This is a genomic window from Streptomyces graminilatus (assembly GCF_001418565.1).
GTDB classification, from domain to species: Bacteria; Actinomycetota; Actinomycetes; order Streptomycetales; family Streptomycetaceae; genus Streptomyces; species Streptomyces graminilatus.
This window is the reverse complement of sequence record NZ_LIQQ01000009.1, coordinates 25697-45733: the sequence shown is the minus strand read 5'-3', so window position 1 is coordinate 45733 and position 20037 is coordinate 25697. Positions and strand designations below refer to the sequence as shown.

16 protein-coding genes and 1 pseudogene are annotated in these 20037 nt (G+C 68.1%); 12 read left to right on the top strand and 5 right to left on the bottom strand.

The annotated features are described in order from the left end of the window. Positions 1 to 105 precede the first annotated feature (105 nt). Both AOK08_RS00955 and AOK08_RS00945 read left to right on the top strand, forming a co-directional pair. Positions 106 to 1293 carry an ATP-binding cassette domain-containing protein gene (locus tag AOK08_RS00955; protein ID WP_063793974.1) on the top strand — a complete coding sequence of 396 codons (1188 nt, stop codon included), beginning with the start codon at positions 106 to 108 and terminating at the stop codon, positions 1291 to 1293. Then, entirely contained in the window at positions 1290 to 1487 is a 198-nt protein-coding gene (locus tag AOK08_RS00945; RefSeq protein ID WP_157876510.1) for a hypothetical protein, read from the top strand. The genes AOK08_RS00955 and AOK08_RS00945 overlap by 4 nt, the downstream gene beginning before the upstream one ends. Positions 1488 to 2106: 619 nt before the next feature. Here the strand turns inward: AOK08_RS00945 and AOK08_RS00940 are convergent. Continuing rightward, positions 2107 to 2595: a hypothetical protein gene (locus AOK08_RS00940; protein ID WP_241826753.1), complete on the bottom strand. Its 489-nt coding sequence runs from the start codon at positions 2593 to 2595 to the stop codon at positions 2107 to 2109. 215 nt (positions 2596 to 2810) lie between these two features. Between AOK08_RS00940 and AOK08_RS00935 the strand changes: the two genes are divergently transcribed. After that, positions 2811 to 4424, top strand: a complete 1614-nt coding sequence (locus AOK08_RS00935) for a CDP-glycerol glycerophosphotransferase family protein (RefSeq protein ID WP_241826752.1) — start codon at positions 2811 to 2813, stop codon at positions 4422 to 4424. Here AOK08_RS00935 and AOK08_RS00930 read toward each other — a convergent pair. Beyond that, positions 4421 to 6448 carry a tetratricopeptide repeat protein gene (locus AOK08_RS00930; RefSeq protein WP_241826751.1) on the bottom strand — a complete coding sequence of 676 codons (2028 nt, stop codon included), beginning with the start codon at positions 6446 to 6448 and terminating at the stop codon, positions 4421 to 4423. The genes AOK08_RS00935 and AOK08_RS00930 overlap by 4 nt on opposite strands. A gap of 535 nt (positions 6449 to 6983) precedes the next feature. Here AOK08_RS00930 and AOK08_RS00925 point away from each other — a divergent pair. From AOK08_RS00925 to AOK08_RS42510, 6 genes and pseudogenes are all read left to right on the top strand, one after another. Next, positions 6984 to 7403 carry a hypothetical protein gene (locus tag AOK08_RS00925; protein WP_055522627.1) on the top strand — a complete coding sequence of 140 codons (420 nt, stop codon included), beginning with the start codon at positions 6984 to 6986 and terminating at the stop codon, positions 7401 to 7403. After that, positions 7400 to 9790: a tetratricopeptide repeat protein gene (locus AOK08_RS00920; RefSeq protein ID WP_079053733.1), complete on the top strand. Its 2391-nt coding sequence runs from the start codon at positions 7400 to 7402 to the stop codon at positions 9788 to 9790. Before AOK08_RS00925 ends, AOK08_RS00920 begins: the two co-directional genes overlap by 4 nt. Then, positions 9787 to 9834: pseudogene (locus AOK08_RS48640) on the top strand (hypothetical protein); the annotation flags it as partial. The gene AOK08_RS00920 and the pseudogene AOK08_RS48640, both read left to right, overlap by 4 nt. 82 nt (positions 9835 to 9916) lie before the next feature. Beyond that, positions 9917 to 9997 (top strand): hypothetical protein, encoded by an 81-nt coding sequence (locus tag AOK08_RS48635; RefSeq protein WP_338400106.1) that lies wholly within the window; start codon positions 9917 to 9919, stop codon positions 9995 to 9997. A gap of 77 nt (positions 9998 to 10074) precedes the next feature. Then, positions 10075 to 12483, top strand: coding sequence for a tetratricopeptide repeat protein (locus tag AOK08_RS00915; RefSeq protein ID WP_198539063.1), 2409 nt, complete (start codon positions 10075 to 10077; stop codon positions 12481 to 12483). Further along, positions 12483 to 12722: a DUF397 domain-containing protein gene (locus AOK08_RS42510; protein WP_079053732.1), complete on the top strand. Its 240-nt coding sequence runs from the start codon at positions 12483 to 12485 to the stop codon at positions 12720 to 12722. Before AOK08_RS00915 ends, AOK08_RS42510 begins: the two co-directional genes overlap by 1 nt. A gap of 101 nt (positions 12723 to 12823) precedes the next feature. Here the strand turns inward: AOK08_RS42510 and AOK08_RS45395 are convergent, their stop codons facing one another. From AOK08_RS45395 to AOK08_RS00905, 3 genes are all read right to left on the bottom strand, one after another. After that, the gene (locus AOK08_RS45395) at positions 12824 to 13000 is read right to left on the bottom strand and encodes a hypothetical protein (RefSeq protein WP_157876509.1); all 177 of its coding nucleotides are present in this window, start codon (positions 12998 to 13000) and stop codon (positions 12824 to 12826) included. Positions 13001 to 13095: 95 nt separating this feature from the next. Beyond that, positions 13096 to 14193: a hypothetical protein gene (locus AOK08_RS00910; RefSeq protein ID WP_055522621.1), complete on the bottom strand. Its 1098-nt coding sequence runs from the start codon at positions 14191 to 14193 to the stop codon at positions 13096 to 13098. Continuing rightward, a complete protein-coding gene (locus tag AOK08_RS00905) occupies positions 14190 to 15245 on the bottom strand; it encodes a hypothetical protein (RefSeq protein ID WP_157876508.1) in 1056 nt (351 codons plus the stop codon). The genes AOK08_RS00910 and AOK08_RS00905 overlap by 4 nt, the downstream gene beginning before the upstream one ends. Positions 15246 to 15494: 249 nt before the next feature. On the opposite strand from AOK08_RS00905, the gene AOK08_RS00900 reads away from it, so the two are divergent. The 3 genes from AOK08_RS00900 (at position 15495) to AOK08_RS00890 (ending at position 20027) form a co-directional block, all read left to right on the top strand. After that, the gene (locus AOK08_RS00900) at positions 15495 to 17459 is read left to right on the top strand and encodes an ATP-binding protein (protein WP_046704342.1); all 1965 of its coding nucleotides are present in this window, start codon (positions 15495 to 15497) and stop codon (positions 17457 to 17459) included. A gap of 307 nt (positions 17460 to 17766) precedes the next feature. Beyond that, positions 17767 to 18693 (top strand): DUF5655 domain-containing protein, encoded by a 927-nt coding sequence (locus AOK08_RS00895; protein WP_046704343.1) that lies wholly within the window; start codon positions 17767 to 17769, stop codon positions 18691 to 18693. Between the two features lie 290 nt (positions 18694 to 18983). Continuing rightward, positions 18984 to 20027, top strand: a complete 1044-nt coding sequence (locus AOK08_RS00890; protein ID WP_241826750.1) for a PDDEXK family nuclease — start codon at positions 18984 to 18986, stop codon at positions 20025 to 20027. Positions 20028 to 20037: the final 10 nt, after the last annotated feature.

The following is a 20037-nucleotide window of genomic DNA, read 5'->3' as shown; positions in this document are numbered from 1 at the left end:
CGTACGACGGCATTCAGGGGGATTTTGACGACCTCGCAGGAAACGGCACTGGAGGTGTGTCACATCGTTGGGCCAACGCCCGCAGTCCGCGTCCGCGGACTACGGATGCGCTACGGCACCCGCGACGTGCTGAACGTGCTGAGCGGACTCGACCTGGAGGTCCGCAGGCACGAGCTGTTCGCGCTGCTCGGCCCCAACGGCGCGGGCAAGAGCACCACCATCGAGATCCTTGAGGGCTACCGCACCCGCTCCGGCGGCGACGCCGAAGTCCTGGGCCAGGATCCCGCACGCGAGGACCCCGCCTGGCGGGCCCGCCTCGGCATCGTCCTACAGGCCAACCGCGATCACGGCCGCTGGCGGGTGGGCGACCTGTTGGGCCACTTCGCCCGCTATTACGCGAACCCTTTCGAACCGTCCGAGTTACTCGGCCTGGTGGGCCTCACGGCACAGTCGGCCCAGCAGGTGAGCACCCTCTCCGGCGGCCAGCGACGCCGCCTCGACGTGGCCCTGGGCATCGTGGGCCGCCCGGAACTGCTCTTCCTCGACGAACCGACCACCGGCTTTGCCCCCGAGGCCCGCCGCGACTTCCACGACCTCATCCGCGAACTGCGCGACAACCTCGGCACGTCGATGCTGCTCACCACCCACGACATGAGCGAGGCCCAGCAACTCGCGGACCGCATCGGCATCCTGCAGTACGGCCGCCTCACCGCCTGCGGCACTCTCGCCGAACTCTCCGCCGCCGCGAAGACCCGCTCCGAGGTCGCCTGGACGGACGCCGACGGCATCCCGCGACGACGGCTCACCGCGGAACCGTCGGAGGTCGTCTGGGAACTGCACCAGCAGTTCCAGGGACCGACCGATCCCCGATCTGGAGGTACGCCGTCCGACCCTGGAGAACATGTATTTGCAGATGGTCGCGGAGGGCGACGAGGAAGCCGCGCGGACAACGAAGGAGGGTGGGCGCGAGACGGAAGCCGCCGCCCCGCGCCACGAGGAGGCCGCCGCGTGAACCCCTACCGACTCGGTCTGTCACGTGGCGCGATCGAACTGCGCCAAGTACTGCATACACGCAAGGACATCTGCGCCTACCTGTCCACGCCGCTCCTGTTCCTCGGCGTCTCCTACGGGCAGTCGCGAGACGGCGACGACGCCATGACCCAGCTGTCCCTGGCCGGCGGCATCGGCTCCACCATCTTCATGTTCGGCCTGCTGACCGTCCCCCAGTTCCTGTTCGGCGACCGCGAGGACGAGGCACGCTGTTACGGCTACGCGGCGTGCCTGGCGCGATGACCGCCTACGTGACCGGCAAGGTCTTCTTCGTCCTCGTCAACATCACCGTGTCCATAGCCCTGTTACCGCTGGGCGGACGCGTACTGCTTGGGGCCAGGCTCCCGGACACCCCTCAGCACTGGATCACGCTCGTCTGGGTCGTGGTCCTCGGCATCGTGGCCAGCCCGGACGCCCGATCAGCACCACACAGCTGACCCAGCGCCTGAACCAGCTCGGGATCCGGCCCAACCAGGCCCGCAGCACCGCGCTCTAAGCGGAAGAGGCCCGGGAAATAGGCCACCGGACGCTCCGCTCACGCAAGCCATCTCGCCACACCCCGGCCGTGTGATGCATCATGCCCCCGAACAGGGAAAAACCCCAGGTCACGGCGAGTGAGTCCTGGGGTTCCTCGGAGCCGCCTTCGGGATTCGAACCCGAGACCTACGCATTACGAGACCACGGGGATTCGTGACGGCTGGTTCCGGCTCGTGCCGCCCGGTGCTGTTCTGCCTGATCAGAGCACATGCGACCAGTTCCACCGTGACACCCCGTGTTATCCGGTCCAAAGGCGTCCGGCCGCACTGTGGCCGCACATGGAACACCCACGGGTGTTCCGGGCGGTCGGAATGCCATTGTCACCCTCCGACAGGGCAGCCGCAATGACGCTGCTTCGGCACCGGAACCGTGCGCTCAGCGACGAAGCGCCCGATCGTCGCGTCGTACTCCCGCGCCCCCAGGCGCGTCAGCCCCGTGACCGGGTCCTGCACCCCGCTCACGAAGCCCTTGTCACCCAGCCACGGACACGCCTTACCCGGCAGGGGACCTGGGCAAGTTCTACGGGAGGTCACCGGACCGGCAGCATGCCTGCGCAACAGAGACGAAGGCCAGCTTCGCGCGCGTGAGTTCGTCGGGTCTCTCATGGCGTCGCAGGCAATCGACGAGGTGTTGCGCAGCGGCGGCGGCAGTCGGCGGACCTTCCAGGAGTACTCCGCCCAAGGTGCGTTGCAGCAGGACGTCGTCCTCTGCTTGGCCCCGCCCGTTCCGTTCGGTGAGGATCTTGGCGTCCGCGGCTCCGAGGAACTCCGCGTAGATCTGGCGGCGGAGGGCGAACTCACGGTGGCCGGACTCGGCGCGAAGCGTCATGCGAACCGATTCGAGCAGCGCGTCCGCCTGACGGTCGCCCGCGTGCCGTGCCGCAACGGCCTGCCGGATGCCGGCGCTGCGGGCGTACCAGCCGGTGACGACGCTGCCCGCGATCGCCGATCCCGCGGCAATCAATGCGATTCCCCAGTCACTCATGCAGCCATCTTCGCGATCAGCCACAGCCTGCCACACCACCCGTGCCGAATGTGCGGCGTGGATCACTCCCGACAACCCTCGAACGCCGAGCGATAGGATCAGGCCATGTCGCCCGACGACGCGGAAAAAACCGCCCCGACCTGCGGAAACAGCTGTTGCCGCACGCCGATCCCCGATAGACTGGATACTTTCGGGCGACGGGCGACGGGCGAGCGGTTCTGTTCGCGGCCAGGTCGGCGGTGGCCCTGTATCGCCTGCTCGACGTTCTCCCGATATTTTCCGGTGACGATCGGATCACCCGCCTGTTCACCCTCGTCCCCGGCTCCGACTTCGGAACGGACGCTCTCTCCGCGATCGCCGCCCTCGGAGGCCGCACGGTGCCGTGGCGCGAAGCATGCAGTCGCACCTACGACCTGGTCCTGGCCGCGAGCCCGAAGGGCGACCTGAGGCTGCTGCACGGCCCGCACGTCCTCCTGCCGCACGGCGCGGGCTTCAACAAGTCGATCCCCGATGAAGGTTCGGCCGATTCGGCATCCGGACTGGACCCGGCGTATCTGCGACGAACCGACCACCACGCGCCAATAGCGCTGCACGCTCTGGCCCATCCCGATCAGGTCGCCAGGGTGGCCACCACGGACCCGCGGGCGGCCCGGCACGCGAAGGTGATCGGCGATCTCACTCTGGAACGCGTCCTCGCCTCGACACCGCTACGCGACCGCTACCGGGCCGCGTTGGGCACCGGAGCCCGCAAGCTACTGGTCCTGGCCTCCACCTGGGGGCCCGAGTCCCTCATCCGGCGACACCCCGGACTGCCCGCCCTGCTCGCGGCCCAACTACCGCATGACGAGCACCAGTTGGCATTCGTGATCCACCCCAACGAACGCAGCCTGCTCGGCACGTACGAGCTGACCGAGCGCCTCGCACCGGCCCTCGACGCGGGGATGATCCTGCCCGACTCACACGAGGAGTGGGCCTCCGTCCTGATAGCCGCCGACGCCCTGATAACCGACCACGGATCTGCCGCCCTCTACTACTGCGCCGCCCAGGACCGCCCCGTCGTGAGCGTCCACCCGGGCGGCGGAGAACTGATCCCCAACAGCCCGATGGGCGTACTCCTCGACCGGATACCGCAGTTGGGACGCGCCGAGGACATCATCGACGCACTGCGGGCGTACCGGCCGGGTCCCGGGCGTACCGCCGCCCAGGCCGCGTTCGCGCCCCCCGGTGATGCCGTGAACCGCTTGCGCACCGAGGTCTACGCCCTGCTCGGTGTCACGCCACCCGCTCACGCCATCACCCCCCGGCCGCTTCCCCTGCCCGCGCCCGCCGCGCGTGTCCCCGCAGCGTTCGCCGTCCACGTGGAGACCACCGTGGACGGCGTCCGGATCACCCGGCACCCGGCCGGCACCGGCCCACCCGGCCACCACCTGGCCGTTGAGCACGGCGCCGCCAGCGAACAACTCGCCCGTTCCGCAGGCCTGTTGTACCGTCGCCCGCTCCCGGCGACCGCCGCCCCCGTGGACCTGGCCTGGACCGCAGACGGATGGACCCGGCACACCCTGGCCACCTACCCGGGCTGCCGCTCGGCCGCGGCCCTGCTGCCGTCCGGCGGGTGCCTGCTCAGAGTCCGCGGTCATGAGCGGACGTACGCCGTCCAGGCCGAACCCCGGTCCGAGGATGGCCGGGTCGTACGCATCGACCCGGCCGTCGCGCTGTCGGCCGTACACGCCCGGCTGGTCTCCCTCCAGCCCGGCCCGGACAGCCGCACCGTGCTGAACTGCCTCGTCGGAGTGCGGACTTTCCGCGTCGTCCTCCGGCCGTCCACGGACACCGAAGCAACCCAGACGATCTAGACCAGGCCGTTGCGCCGCCGGAGGGTCCGGGCCGTCGTACGGTGTGCCTCGGCCTCCATCAGGTGCCCTTCGGCCGTGTCCAGTTCGGCGAGCGCGTCGTGGACGCGTGCCAGGTCGAAGCCGGAACGTCGCCGGTCGGCACGTCCGAGCGACTCGTCGTACAGCGCACGGGCCTCGTCCGTCCGGCCGAGCTGGTGCAGGACGCCAGCAAGTGCGAACGCCGAGCGCCCAACAAGCCTCTCTCGGTTCTTCATCGCCACGAACCCCGCATGTGCCTCGGACAGCAGACGACACGCCGTCCCAAGGTCACCCGTCTTCGCACTCGCCTCGCCCATCCGATAGGTCTGAAGCAGGATGCCGTAGGGATTGGGGATCGCCCGGTGCAGATCGCGGGAACCCGTGAAGTCGTCCAGGGCAGAACTCCACTCACCCCGCACGCCCTTGAGCATGCCGCGGTGCTCGACGGCCGACGCGGCGAGCTTCCGGTCACGTTCGGAGTCGCCCAGCAGATCGGCAGCGGACATCGCCCTGTCGATCTGGACCTGGGCCTCGCTCAGTTCGCCCGACTCCCACAGCGGCCTGGCCAGTTGGCAGCGCGTTCGCACCAGCCATCCCGCGTTCCCTCCGTGCCGGACCGCCGAGTCGACGGCACGCCGGAACACCTCGGTCACCTCGGACTGATGGGGATGATCCAGGGCATGCGTCCACACGGGCTCGGACAGGGCCACGACCTCGGTGTCCATCCCGCGCGCGTGAGCCAGGCGCGAGCATGCGAACACCACATGACGTTCCTCGTACAGCCAGTGGGCAGCACGTTCGGCGCGTGCAGTCCTGGCTCGCTTGTCCTCGGTCGCCTCCGGATCCTCCAGCGGAACGTCCGGCACACCGGGAACCTCGTCGAGAACATCCACGACGGTCAGTCGACGGCCGGCGGCGAACCGGTCGGCCAGCTGAGCCTGCCGTACGAGCCAACGCAGCAGCCTGACCTGTGCCTCGGCCACCTCCGCGTCCGTCGCTTCCCGGCGGGACCGGCGCAGGGCGTGTGCGCGCAGCGGTCCCAGCAGTTTCATCTGGCCGGCCTCCGTCAGCGACAGCAGACGCAGGTCCAGTAATCCGGTCCGGTTCAGCTCGTCCAGGGCATCCTGGCAGACCTCCGGTCCCAGTCCCAAGAGCGCGGTGGCAGAGTGGAGTGTGAATGTCCCGCCGGGATGGTGCGGAAGCAACCGGTAGAGCTGGGCCGCCGGCCGGGACAGAGCGGCGTAGGCCGTGTCCCAGAGGTGTTCCACGCCGGACACGCCCTTCTCGTCCAACTCCGCCCGGAGATCGGCGAGAAGACGGGAGAGCGGACGCAGCTGGTGGGCACGCACCAACTGGCCCGCCACATGCAGCGCCGCGGGCAGACCGTCGCACAACCGGACCACCGCCCGTGCCGCCTCCGGATCGGCGGCCAGCCGGTTGTCACGGACGATCAGCTCCAACAGTTCCGTCCCCGCCCGCTCGTCCAGTGGCGGCAGAGGCAGATCCTCCACGGCACCGGCCTCGAACTCGTGGAGCGGACCATGGCTCGTGACGATCACCACGCTGCCGCCCGACGCCGGGAGCAGGGGGACGACCTCCGAGGCGTAGCGCGCGTTGTCCAGCAGGAGGATGAACTTCGCCTCGGACTCGGACGTCCTATTCCAGTACTGCGCGCACCGGGCCGTGTACTGGGCCTCCACCTTGTCCGGCTTCACACCGAGGGAGTTCAGCAACCGGGAGAGCACATCACCGGGGTCCAGCGTGCCGTCCACCCGGAAGTCGTCGAGGTCGGCGGACAGCACACCATCGGTGAACGGGAAACGGTCGCACAGAGTACGGGCGATCCGGTTGGCCAGCTCTGTCTTTCCCAGGCCGGTCGGAGCGCGCAGCCCGATGACCGGCGGGCGGGACCGGCTCCGCCATTCCATCACCGCACGCACGGCACGTTCCTGCTCCTCGTCACGGTTGACGAAGTTCAGCGGCTCCGGCGGAAGTTCGACCCTCACACGGCCCCCTCGGTCATCCGCAGTGCCCTGCACGCACTGCCCGACGATCATGCACTCTAGAGACTTTCACCGCCCGGTGTCCGGCATCCCCGAAGACCCGGAGCCCCGGACCGCCACGGAGACAGCAAGTCCGAGCTGACGATGATGGTGCGGTCGAGGTCTTGGTGACGGCCAGGTCAACGGACGTTCGGTTGTGAACGTCGCCGGGTTGCCGTCCGGATTCACCACATCCGTCTGGTCCGGATACTCGTGCGTCACGAAGAACGCGGCCCGACCATCGCTCTACGGCGGCTTGCGGAGGCATGTCAGCATCGGCACCGGTCGGTCGCACAGTTCCGTGAGCTGAGCACATCGAGCATCCCGGACCGCCGGTGCCGAGTCGGTGGCGGGCGCGGCGCCGGTACGGCGCTGGCCAGACATGTGTTTCGGCCAAGCTGTGCGCTGTCCAAGTGCCGTTGGGCCAGATCATCTTCTCGGTCGGCACGTTGATGCCTATCATCGTCGTCACGTGTCAAGAGGTACGGGGGAAGCGGCCATGGATCCGGAAGTGCTGGCGCAGACCGCTGGAACTACCGTCGTTGCGCTGATGGCCACGGATGCGTGGCAGCGGACACGCGACGGTGTGGTGGCACTGTGGCGTCGTGCGCGCCCCGCGCAGGCCGACGAGATCGACACGGCGCTGGAGGAAACCCGCGAGGAGATCCTTACCTCCCGGCGCGAGGGCGACTCGGCGGGTGCTGAGGACCTGGAGCGGGACTGGCGTCGCAGGTTGAGGCGTTTGCTGGCCGCCGACCCGTCCGTCGCCCGGGAACTTGAGGAAGTTCTGGCTCAGGCACGTGCGTCTCTGCCCGAGGTCGAGCAGCCGTCTGTTCCCTCCGTGCGGATGCACGCACAGGCCTCAGGGAACGCGCGGGTCTATCAGGCCGGCCGCGACCAGCACATCGTCGAGCGATGAGGGAACATCCGGACGCTCCGCAAGGCGACCATGTGCTGCGGGCTGTCGCCGAAGGCCACAGTCGCGTGTACCAGGCCGCCGGCAACCAGATCATCGTGGAATACGCCGTCCAGCAGTCCCAACCGCCCGCACTAGGCGCCGGGTTGGGATGGGCGAGCCCCGAGTCGGTCCGCACTCCCCTGGTCGCTCCGCTGAGTTCCCCGCTGCGTGACCGCCTCGACGTACGAGGCGGACTCCTGGAGGACATCCGCGATCCGGCGACCGCGGCGAACGGTCTGCACGTCGTGCATGGGATGGCGGGAAGCGGCAAGACGGCACTGGCCCAGACGGTGTTCGACGAGGCGGTGACCGGCTGCGGAGTCGTGGGACTGTGGGTCAACGCCTCCGACCATTCGTCCTTCCGTTCCGGGATGCTGGCCGTGGCGCACGACCGCGGAGCCGCGCAGCAGGAGGTCGATGCCGCACGTGAAGGCCGTCGGCCGGACGCGGACTTCGTCTGGCACTACCTGGACCGCTCGCCCGAGCCCTGGTTGCTGGTCCTCGACAACGCGGACGATGCTTCCGTGTTCCGGCACGGCGCCTGGCTGCGTTCCAGCGGTCGCGGCATCGTACTGATCACGAGTCGGCTCCGGGACGCCGCCGAGTGGCGTGGGGCCGCCAAGCACGCACTCGATGTTCTGGACGTCTCTTACGCCGTCGACGTGCTGCGTGACCTCTCGGTCAGCACGGAGGACCTCGCGAAGCTGGAGCTGCTGGCGCGGCGGCTCGGCTGTCACCCGCTCGCACTGTCGCTCGCCGGCGCCTACCTCGGCCGTCAACTTCTGGAGCCGGTCTCAGTGGATGAGTACCTCAAGCGTCTTGATGCCGACCCGTCGCTGCTCGATCACGGAGCGGAGCCCGGGGAACAGGAACTACGCCGGCTGATCACCGGTACGTGGCAGATCTCCTTGGACGCATCGACCGAGCAGGGTGTTCCCGAGGCGACGACGCTGCTCAGGCTGCTGTCGTGCTTCGCCGCGGCGCCGCTGCCGGTCGGGGTGCTCGCGCCGGCCGGTCTCGACGGCACCGCGCTGGCGTACGCCGTTCCACCGCTCACCGGCGAACATGCGAACCTCGCGCTCGAACAGCTTGTGACCCACTCCCTGGTCTCGGTCCTCGACGCGTCCGCCGGGGCCGAACGTGCCGCCGTGCGCAGCGTGCAGGCGCACCCGATCCTCCTGGAAACGGTCGCGGCACGCATCCCGGTCGACCAGCGGGCGCTGCTGCTGGAATCCGCCGCAGGCCTCCTGCGGCGGCTCCTTTCGACGGACTCGGACCATTACGTCGACGCGCACACCCTGCGCCTGTTCACTCCCCATGCCTCAGCCCTGCTTGCGCACGCCGCCGCGCGCCACGCCGAGGCGGCCACCGAGGCGGCACTGTCCATCGTCCGCGATCTGCGTGATCAGTCGTACGTCCGTGGCGACTACTCCACGACGCGTGCGCTCGCCGACGAAGCGGCCCGCGTCACTCGCGGCCAGGAATCTGCGGACGCGACTGCCGACCAGCACGAGCGCGGTCGGGCGCTGGCCGCGCTCGGATATTTCGACGAGGCGACCGCGGTGCACCGGGCCACGTTGGAGGCCCGGGAGGCTCTCCTCGGCGCGGATCACCCGGACACGCTCGACAGCGCCCACGCCCTGGGCATCGCCCTGTACGGCCTCGGCCACTGGGCGCAGGACGAGCAGTACATGCGCCGGGCCGCCGACGGGCGCGCCCGCGTCCTGGGCATCACGCATCCGGACACGATCGACAGCCGCGGCCGGCTGGCCGAGGCGATCGGGCAGCAGCAGCGCTGGGCCGAAGCCCGTCAACTCGCGGCCGGGAACCTAGCGGTGAGCGAGCAGGCCCTCGGCGACGACCACCCCCACACCCTCCTGAGTCGGCTCGCTCTGGCCTGGGTGCTCGCCGGTGTCGGGGAGCGGGAGGAGGCCGCGATCCATACGCGTGCCACGTTGGAGGGCAGCGAGCGGGTGCTGGGCGTGGACCACCCGCGGACACTCGCCGCCCGGCAACGGTTGGCGGATGTCCTGTCCCGCCTCGGTCAGTGGCCGGAGGCCCTGGACGCGGCGCAGACGGTGCGCGCTGTCCGTCAGCGCGTTCTCGGTCCGGAGCATCCGCACACCCTCTCCATCGAGATCGTGCTGTCCCGGATTCTCCGCGGTGCTGAACGCGCACCCGAGGCAAGGGAGTTGGTCACCCGCACGCTGGAGGTCTGCGTGCGGGTGCTGGGAGAAGACCATCCGGATACGCTGTCCTGTCGTACGGAGTACGAGGCCGCGCTCGAAGCCGCTGGGCGAACGCCGGTTCACCGCGGGGAAGTTGACCAGGAGGACGGCGAGTCGTGACCGAACGAATACGCGTATGGCGCAAGAGCAGCTACAGCGGCGCCGACAACGGGTGCGTGGAAATACTCACCCCCCCCCCCGCCGAAAAGGGCTCCGATTCGCGACTCGAAGACGCCCAGAGGCCCGGTGATCGACTTTCTGGATCATTCATGGGTGTCCTTCGTCCAGGCCCTGCAGCGAGGTGAGTTCGTCGACCATGACCACTGACAACGAGTTGGGCGCCGACCGTACACGGCACTCGGGCCGGGCACCGGACACGACGGCGCGGCGGTAACCCGGTGGGAGTGCCCAGACCATCGATGCCGGATCCGGCCGCTGCCGAAGTCTCCGTACAGGATCACGCCCGCTGGGTCAGCGCTGCCCGGGACCAGTACATCGTGGAGATCGGCCAATACGTCGCCCACCACAGCGGGAAGCCCGGCCGCACGGCGTCCGAGCGCTCGGGACCGGACTCGGTCCGCGTACCGCTCGCCGCGCGATCGCCTTCTCCCGTCAGAGATCGCGATGACGTACGACGCGACCTGCTGCACGCCATCGGCCACCCGGACGACTCGCCCCACGAGTTCGTCCTGCACGGCACCGCGGGCAGCGGGAAGACAGCGCTCGCCCAGACAATGTTCGACGAGGCCGTGGCCACGTACGGCGTGGTGGGTCTGTGGGTGAACGCGGCCGCCGAGGTCGCCTTCCGCGCTGGCATGCTGGCCGTTGCCCTGGACCGCGGCGCCGACCCCGACCAGGTGGAGGCAGCCCGCGAGGGACGCCGCCCCGCCGCCGACCTCGTCTGGCAGCACCTGGAAGCCTCCCCCGAACCATGGCTGCTCGTCCTCGACAACGCCGACGACCCGGCCGTGTTCAGCGACGGCATCTGGCTGCGCTCCGCCCGGCGCGGCACCGTGCTCGTCACCACACGGCACGGCGGCACCTCCCTGTGGCAGGACGCCGACCGGCGCCGCCTCGACGCCCTCGGCCTGGACGACGCCGTACACGTCCTGCGCGACCTCAACGTCACCGGCTACGACCAGGCCGCACTGGAGAAACTCGCGCGTGGCCTCGGCTGCCATCCCCTCGCACTCACCCTCGCCGGCAAGTACCTCGGCCGGCGGCTCCTGGACACCGTGACCGTGGACGAGTTCCTCCAGCGCCTGCGCGACGACCCGGGCGGCACCTTGGACGAAGCCGCCGACCCCGACGAGCGTGATCTGCGCCGGCTGATCAGCTCCACGTGGCAGATCTCGCTGACCGCCCTGGCCGACCGCGGCGTCCCCGAGGCCACCACACTGATGTGGCTGCTGTCATGCTTCGCGCCCGATCCCCTGCCCCTCGGGCTGCTCCACTCCCAGCGCCTGCGCCTCACCGGCCTGGCCGGCGCCGAGCCGCCGTTGCCCGCGCAGAAGGCGGACTCCGCGCTGCGCGGCCTGATGTCACAGTCCATGGTGTCGGTCCTCGATGTCCCGGGAGACGTCGGCCGGCCCTCAGTACAGTCCGTCCAGGCGCACGGCCTCCTCCTGGACACCGTGGCGGCGCGCATCCCGCTCGACCAGCGAGAGACCGTCCTCGCCGCCGCAGCCCAGCTCCTGGACGACCTGCTGCGTCACGGCGAAGGAGAGGGCTCCTACCTCGACACCCAGACCCTGCGCCTGTTCACACCCCACACACTGAACCTGCTGCACCGCACCACCGCGGCCCACTCTGCCGCCGTCCCGCAGGCACTCGGCCTTGTCCGGTACCTTCGCGACCAGAACCGCGAACGCGGTGACTACTCCACCGCACACGTCCTGGCGGAGGCTGCCGTGCGCGTATCCCCGTCCGTGTCCACCGCCACGGGGGCCGAATTGCTCACCGACCGATACGAACTTGCCTGTTCACTGGCCGACTTGGGGCGCTTCGCGGAGTCCGTCGCACTGCACCGTAAGATCCTGCGCGACCGCGAGGAACAACTCGGCCCCGACCATGTCCAGACGCTCGACAGCGCCCACGCCCTCGGCCTCGCTCTGTACGGGCTGGGCGAGTGGGCGGAGGACGAGCTCTACCTGCGCCGCGCGGTTGAGGGCCGGAGCCGCGTGCTCGGTCCGGCCGACCCCAACACGATCATGAGCACCGCCTGCCTGGCTGAAGCCATCGGCGAGCAGCAGCGCTGGGAGGAGGCCGAAGCCCTCGCCCGCACCAACCTCGCAACGAGTGAGGCAGCCCACGGTCCTGTCAGTCCGTACACGCTCGCGGCACGACACACCCTGGCCTGGGCGCTTTACCAGTTGGGACATCTCGACGAAGCCGAGGCCCTCGCCTTCGCCACTCTCACCGAACGGGAAAACTCTCTCGGATCCACGCACCCGCGCGCGCTGGTCGTCCGGGATCTGCTCGCCAGCATCCTGCTCGGCCAGGAACGCTGGGCGGAGGCCGAAACCGCAGCTCGCACCGTTCTCACCACCCGCGAGGAAGTCCTCGGCCCCGAGCACCCGCACACCTTGGCCATGCGCACCGAGTTGATCCGGATCCTCACTGGCGCCGGCGACCTGGCCGCCGCACGCCCTCTGGCCGTACTGAACCTTGAGGCGTGCATCCGTATCCTGGGCGACGAACACCCCGACACACGCGCCTGCCGACAAGCCCACCAGGACGCCTTCGGGCCGAATTCCGAAGACGACGACGCGCCCGGGACCGGGACCGGGCATGATAAGGATGTGCAGCGCTGATGGACACCGCCCCGGGCCGTATATGGATCAAGAGCAGCTACAGCGGCCACAACAACAACTGCATGGAATTTCTCACCCCCCCCCCGCTGGGTAAAGCCGTTGTCCGCGATTCGAAAGATCCGCATCGCCGGATGATCATCTTCCAAGCCGAATCATGGGTCCCGTTCGTGCACGCCTATCGCACGGGCGGCCTGGTGAAGGCGACAACCTACCCATTAGGGCGGGCCGGTAGACCGTAGACATGCCTGTGGAGTACGGAGGATTCCTGTGCTGCGATTGTGACGCCGCTCAGCTCAGCAGGGCTACAAGCGCCTCACCACGCATCCACGGCGAGTCGCAGCTAGCCCTGTCTGAGCGGCGCGACCTGCTTGCCCTTGCCGACCGAGACTTCGACCCTCCCACCGATACTCTGTGTGAACCCGACAACCCGCAGCGGCTGCCCACCGTCGAAGTCGGCGATGTCCCGCGTCGGCGTACGACGTCGGATCCGTGTCCAGCGCAGCAGCACGTCCACCATCGTCCGGGTCCCCGCAGAACCAGTTCCTCGAGTCGGAGAGCCCCGACGCTCCGTCTACCGCTCCCAAGGGTTCACTGATCAGAGCACCTAGCCCGTCAGCTCTGGGTGTCCCGTGCAGTCGACTGCGACGGCGGCGGAGGATCTGCAGGCATTTGCCCTGGGTCTCCCAGAACCAGCCGCAGCAGGTCACGGACTCGGGCCGACCCTGGGCTACCCCAGAGGTGAGCTGGCGCGGCGAGAGCCAGCAAGGCAACAACCACGGTCACCTCTTCGGGTAGCCCCAGGACCGACAGCGCCCAGGCGAGCCCCACCGCGGCCACGATGCCCGACCCCATGAGCAGAGCAGCCTGTCTTCTGGGCGGCTCGGCTCGCTCAGTACGGGGCACAAAGTCCTCTTCGTCGAGCAGCATTTCGTACGTCGTGGCGGAGAGGCCATGCAGAATCTTGCCGAGCTCCCTTGCCAACGCGGCTGCCGCCGGCGTGCCGTCGGTGAGTAGTTCCCGGCTGCCTGCGCGCAGCGTCTCCCGCACCCGTCTCGCGTGCACCGTCATCTCGGCGCGCAGCCAGCGACGTTCGTCCTTCTGCGCCCGATGGACCAGGATCCGGCTCAGACCGCTGACCGCAGCGTCCAGTTGTTTCGAGGTCGCCCGGCCACGGTGCACCCCATGGGCGGTGATCAACGCATTGCACGCCGACCGAACCGCAGGGATTTCAAGGCGCGGAGCAAAGAACCGCGCGGCGCCCCCAACTGCTCCGAGGAAGAAGACCAACACGACGAAGGCGACGGCCAGAGCCCCATCGGCCCCGCCTTGCTCCGAGGTCGTCAGCGCCTGAACATCGTGGGTCGCCCTCGCAAAGGGAACCAGCATAGGCACACCGATGAAGACCACCGTGGTACCGGCCATCACCCACCCTTCCAGCAATCGGTCCCTGACCGTCTGTCTGCAGGTAAAGGGAAGCTGGAACGCCTCCACGGCCTCGTCCAATCTACGCAGCACCCCACAGGTGGCAACGACGCCTCCGCCCCCTCGACGGCCGTCCCTTCGATCGCGGACCGACGACGCGCAGCGAAGACCGATCGGGCAGACCAGCCGCACGATGAACGGCGCGAGGAACACGCAGTAGATCGCGCAGCCCATCAACAGTGCTGCATCATCCGCGAGTTGGCCCCTTGCCACCTCTACCTCGCTCATACGCCCCTCCCCCTTGCGCGGCCGGCACCGGTGCCTTCGCCCCGCCAGCCAACGTTCCCACCCGAGTCATCGGCATCGGATCCCGCGTGCCTGCACTGGCACGCGCCCGACGTCCGAAGGACTTCGCGTGCCCGTCGGACGTGTTCGTCTCCCCTGGACTTCAGCATGCGGCGCACTCGCTCCCCCAACCCGCCGGAAAAACCCGTCCCGACGAGTGCACCCACCTCCGCCCACGTGCCGGCGCCCTGGGCGTACATCAGAGCAACACTCCGATCCCCGGGCTTCAGCGTCTCAAGGAGCTCCGCGGCACACGGATCGTGGCCCACGGGAAGCAGGCGATGGATCACCTGCAGATCCGGCGAGAGAGCGCGATCCTCAACGAGCGAGTCGGCCATCGCTCCACGGTCACCACGGAGGCAGTCCGCCCCGAGCATACGAACGGACTGGCCACCGACCATGCGGTCCCACAAGGGCTTCAGAGCATCTCGTGCTCGTGAGACCTCCCGCTTCAGCGAAGAGACCACCGCATCGGTGTCCGTGACATCGACGTCGACCAACCAATCGCCCATCAGGGCCGTCTCGACTGCCTCTTTGTACTGCGCACCCAGCCCGAGCCAGACAGCACCGAACTCCACGACGGCTTCCTGGTCACCGCTGAACCAGCGCCGAAGTGCCTCCACCCCTGCCACACAGACCGGGCTGAACACCTGTTGGCCGAGACGCTCGCGTGTCTGGCCCGACAGCGTTTCAAGCGCTTGGTCGTTCGAGGCCAGGGCTTCCTCGCCCACTTCCTCGACACGCACCGGGGAGTGCATGAGGACATGGCAGTTGGCGCACAGTATGAGGAGTCTGTCGGTGTATTCCGCATGGGCCGCAGAGCCCTCCACCGGCACCGAAGCCATGATGTGCGCCGATTCGGGGTTGTGGACTTCCAGAGGCGCAGTGACACCGCAGGCTCCGCAAGCCTCCACCACTACCGCCGGGCGCGTCCGCAACCGGCGCGTCACCGCCCAACGCCTCAGAAGTTGCCCCTCATCGAAACCGGACTCCACCGAGTTACCTCCCTGCTGAATTTCCCTTCACCTTCTAGCGGTGGGAGCAGCCCCAAACAGCAGAAAAGAAGTGTGACGTGTGACACTCAAGGGCCACCTGAGGTCGCAGCTCTCGCCCGCGCCGCATGCTTGACAGCTTCGTCCAGCATCCGGCAGCAGTGTTGGACTGAGCAGCCGCAGTGGAAGGTTCGCGCGCCATGACGTGCATGACGCTGACCAACTCGTGTCTGTGCGTGGGAAGCTGCGGGGATGCGGATTCCGATCGAGGTGAAGCCCGACTTCATCGAGCACGTCGCACGACGCTCCGACCCGGTCGGTGCAGTAGCCGAGCTCATCTGGAATGGCTTGGATGCCGATGCTACGACGGTCGCCGTCTCGGTCGAGGGCGATGAGTTCGGCGGCGTGCGTGCGGTGGAGGTACGGGACAACGGCCACGGCATCCCCAGCGAAGCTGTGCCCTCCGCGTTCTCGGGGATGGGAGGCTCGTGGAAGCGCAACGCCCTCGGCACCCAGGGCGGCCGGCAACTTCACGGCCGGCGCGGCTACGGCCGTTTCCGGGTCCTGGCGCTGGGCTCTCAGGCGGTATGGGAGACCGTCGCTGACGGGACGGTCGACCGGCACCGGACCTCGGTCGCCTTCAGCGAGCTAAGCGCTTTCGAGACCACCGACGGTGGCAAGACCAGCGACGATCTGTGCACCGTGGTACGGATCATCGGCGAGGCTCCCCGCAAGACGCGTCTGACCGACACCGCGGCGGTGCGCTCAGCCCTGACCAACCAATTCGCGATGTACCTTGAAAAGTATCCGCGTGTCGCCATCACCTGGCAGGACGTCGCGCTAAACCCGAAGGAGGCCATTGAGCTTGAGGCCGCCTATCCCCTGTCCGTCCCGGGCTTGCGCCAGGAGGCGGATGCGAGCGCGGGTCCAGTTCTGCGCGTCGTGGAGTGGAAGACCAAGCCAGCCCGCCGCGAGCTACTGGTCTGTGACGCCGAGGGAGTCCACCGCGCGACGCTGAACACCGCCGTCCAGGCGCCGGACTTCCACTTCACCGCCTACATCCTGTGGACCGGTGCCGCCATGGTCTCCGAACTGGACACCATGGAGGGAGAATGGGAGCACCCCGACTCACCGCTGGGCCTGGTCGTCGCCGCTGCTCGCGACCAGATGCGCAGGCATTTCAAGAAGCGCGAGCACGAGCGGGCCCTGGAGCAGGTGCAAAAATGGATCGACGAGCAGACCTACCCTTACAGCGGTGAACCGGGCACGGCAACGGAAGCCGCGGAGCGCCAGGTCTTCAACGAGGTCGCCGTTCTGGTCAGTCGGCATATCAACCAAGCTTCCAAGAAGTCACGCCACACCCAGCTGGTGTTGCTGCGTGAGGCACTGCGCCGCCAGCCGGCCGCGATGCCCCGGGTCATGGACGAGTTGTTCGCCCTAACTACTGAGCAGAAGGACCGCTTGGAGTCGTTGGTGAACCGCGCCGGTCTGTCGAACCTCATCGCGGCGAACGCCCTCCTCGTCGACCGGATCGACACTCTCGCCACCATCCGCAAGCTCCTGTTCGAGTACGTCTCTCGCGCAGCGCTGCGCGAGAAGGACCAGCTCCACCGGATGCTGGAGAAGCAGCTCTGGATTTTCGGCGACGAGTACACCTCCGCCGTTTCGGAGGTCGGTCTCACCGAAGCCCTGGAGCGGCATCGGCATCTCCTGGACGGTTCCCGGGTGCCGCGCTCGCGCCGCACGCCGGCCGTACGCAGCAACGGACAGAGCGGCCGTCTGGACCTGATGCTGTCTTGCGTCGGCGGAGACGGCTCTTCCAACCGTCATCTCGTGGTCGAGCTCAAGCGCCCCAACGTCGTCCTCGGACCTACAGAGGTCCAGCAGGTCACCAGTTACGCACGCGCGGTCATCATGGATGAGCGCTACAAGCACGACAAGAGCACCCGCTGGGACTTCTGGCTCGTTGGCAACGACATCCACCCGGATGTCGAATGGCAGGTGGCTGGCAACAGTTTGCCCGAGGACTGCCTAGTCGACGACGGCCGGGTCGGGATTTGGGTCATCCGCTGGGGAAAGGTCATTGACCAATGCGAGGCACGGCTGCGAGCTCAGCAGTCGCGCCTGGACTACGCATCCAGCAACGCTGACGTCATCGACTACGCCGAACGTATGCATGCCGACGCCGACATCGTGCCCCTGCTGCCGCCCGCCTGAGACCGCCCGTCGATCTTGGCGCAGGACAGTTCATTCCTGAGGTGCCACGAGCTTCCACTCCGACAAACGGCCTATCAGGCCCCAGAGCCGATGAACCGGCCTATCCCGCCAGCTGAGGACATATCAGCCCTGGCCCTACACCGGATGGACCAACACTGACACCGGCGAGCCGTCCCCTGAACGGTGCGTGCCGCCCGACCGCTCCGTCATCCTTGGGTCGATACGGTCTCCAACGTTCTTCCGGCCGGAATAGTGCGGTACCGGTATCGATTGATCCTCCTGTAGTGATCGCAGGAGGGGGACGTTGGTGACCGACCTGAAGCTGTTCCGGCTGGATGCCGATGGCCAGGACGTCGAGCTGCGGGGTTCGACGGTGGCGCTGGAGGTGGAGCTTCAGCGTCGGATCGAGGCGGGGATGGAGGCGATGCTCGGCATCCGCTTCCTGGCGTCGGAGTACCCGACCGGGCCCTGGCACCGGGGCCGGATCGACACGCTCGGGCTCGACGAGAACAACACCGCGGTGCTGATCGAGTACAAGAAAGGTGCAGATAGCGGGGTCATGTCGCAGGCCGTCTCCTACCTGTCGTGGCTGGACTCGGCACGTCACGAGTTCGAGGCCCTGGTCAAGGAGAAGCTGGGTGCCGAGGCGGCCGAGGCGATCGACTGGCGCAACCCGCGGATGGTCTGTATCGCGGCCAGCTTCTCCCACCACGACCGGGTCGCGGTGCACCGTCTCCGCGAGCGGATCGACCTGGTGCGCTACCGCGTCTTCGACGGCGGGCTGCTGAGCCTGCTGCTAATCGAGTCTGCCCCTGGGTCTGCGAGCCCGGCTCCGGCTCGGCGGCAGCGTCGGGAGCGGGAGGTGGCGGCCGGTGCCGGGAAGCCGTCGGTCCAGGCGACCCCCGGCGCGGCTCCCGCTTGTCTGCGGGACCTGTACGGCGAGCTGGACGAGGCCCTGACCGCGTGGGGCGAGGTCGAGGTGGCTCCGCTGCTGCACTACATCGCCTACCGGCGGATGGTGAACCTCGCCTCGGTGATCTTCCGCCCGAAGCACGAGGTGATCCTCGTCTATCTCAGAGTCGACCCGGACACGGTCGAGTTGGAGGAGGGTTTCTCCCGCGACATGCGCGGCATCGGCCACCTCGGCACGGGTGACCTGGAGGTGCGGATCGCCTCTGCTGCCGACCTGGAGAAGGCGGGACCGCTGATCCGGCGAGCGTTCGAGGCGGCCTGACGCAAGAGGAAGGGCGGCTGGTACATCGGTTTCTCGATGTACCAGCCGCCCTTTGGCTTCTGCGGTCCGTCGGCACCGGCCGGGTCGTTCTCATGCTCATGCCTCCGGCCCGGTCAGGGCGAAGTCGCCCTGGGTCAGCTCCGCTTGGAGCCTTCACTCAACTGGTGCAGTCCAGTACTCGTCCCCCATAACGTGACCGTCTCTTCCCACCGGCCGAATGAGATCATCACGTTTGTCTGTGCATGATCGGCTCAGAGGAAGGGAGCGCAAGGGTGCTCAAGGACTCGTCATTGCGGGGCTACTTACTGGAAGAGTCACTGGCCTGGCTGCTGCGCTTCAGCGGCTATCGGCTTCTCGTTCACGAAGATCAGGACCCGGTCGAGTTGGTGACGGAGGGCCAGACTCTCCGGGTTCGAGGGCGGGGCGCGCTCCACCAGGTCGACGTTCTCGGGGAGTTCGCCTTCACCCCGGCGTTCTCCATGCCGGTGCGGCTGTTCCTGGAAGCCAAGTACTACCAGACACGCTGCGAGCTGGAGGTCGTGCGGAACGCCCACGGTGTCATGCACGACGTGAACGAGAACTTCATGACAGGCGCCGGGACGCGGCCCCGGCAGCGGTACAAGTACTCGTACGCCTTGTTCTCCGCGAGCGGATTCACCCCCGACGCCCAGAAGTACGCGCTCGCCCACCAGATCTCTCTCGTGGACCTGTCGGGTGCTTCCTTCGCCTGGTTGCTCGGCCACATCGGAGCTACGGCGACGAGTCTGTGCGCGGCACAGCAGCATCTGCCGAAGTCGGCCCCCTTTCCACTGAACTGGATGCGCGCGGAGCTGAGAAAGGCGCTGGCGACGTCCCCGCTGGACCTGCTGCCATCGGTCTCGATCCCCGATGGGAAGTTCAAGCAGGCCGCCGGCACCGTGATTGAGCAGTTCGCCACTGTGCTGCGGCAACACAGTGACGCGGAGCTGCTGCTCGGTTTCCCTGCCGCGCCATTCATCCTGCCGCTCGCCGCCAATGATCACCGAGAGTTCCTGAAGTACGCGGAGGCGAAGCCCGACCATACGGTGCGGATCAGGCGGCGGGGCATGGGGGCCGCGGCGGAGTGGACGTTGTCACCCGCGGACGCGGTCGGCGCCTATGAGTTGACCTTCAAGCTCCCGGAGCACATCGAGGAGTGGATCAGCGGCATCGGAGAGAAGGAGCGCCGTCGCACCGCGGAGGTCAAGGAGCAGTTCCTGTCGGCGATCACGCTCTACCGCATGAACGGCACCGGCGTACGCGCCTACCAGCTGCGCTATGAGGCGAGTTCCCTGTCCCGGGCCGGGGCCACGTAGGCATTCGGCC

Excerpts from the sequence above, each read along its gene's own strand:
- AOK08_RS00900 (WP_046704342.1), top strand. The coding sequence starts at position 15,495 with ATGCGGATTCCGATCGAGGTGAAGCCCGACTTCATCGAGCACGTCGCA.
- AOK08_RS00925 (WP_055522627.1), top strand. The coding sequence starts at position 6,984 with ATGGATCCGGAAGTGCTGGCGCAGACCGCTGGAACTACCGTCGTTGCG.
- AOK08_RS00920 (WP_079053733.1), top strand. The coding sequence starts at position 7,400 with ATGAGGGAACATCCGGACGCTCCGCAAGGCGACCATGTGCTGCGGGCT.
- AOK08_RS00945 (WP_157876510.1), top strand. The coding sequence starts at position 1,290 with ATGACCGCCTACGTGACCGGCAAGGTCTTCTTCGTCCTCGTCAACATC.
- AOK08_RS42510 (WP_079053732.1), top strand. The coding sequence starts at position 12,483 with ATGGACACCGCCCCGGGCCGTATATGGATCAAGAGCAGCTACAGCGGC.
- AOK08_RS45395 (WP_157876509.1), bottom strand. The coding sequence starts at position 13,000 with ATGGTGGACGTGCTGCTGCGCTGGACACGGATCCGACGTCGTACGCCG.
- AOK08_RS00955 (WP_063793974.1), top strand. The coding sequence starts at position 106 with ATGCGCTACGGCACCCGCGACGTGCTGAACGTGCTGAGCGGACTCGAC.
- AOK08_RS00910 (WP_055522621.1), bottom strand. The coding sequence starts at position 14,193 with ATGAGCGAGGTAGAGGTGGCAAGGGGCCAACTCGCGGATGATGCAGCA.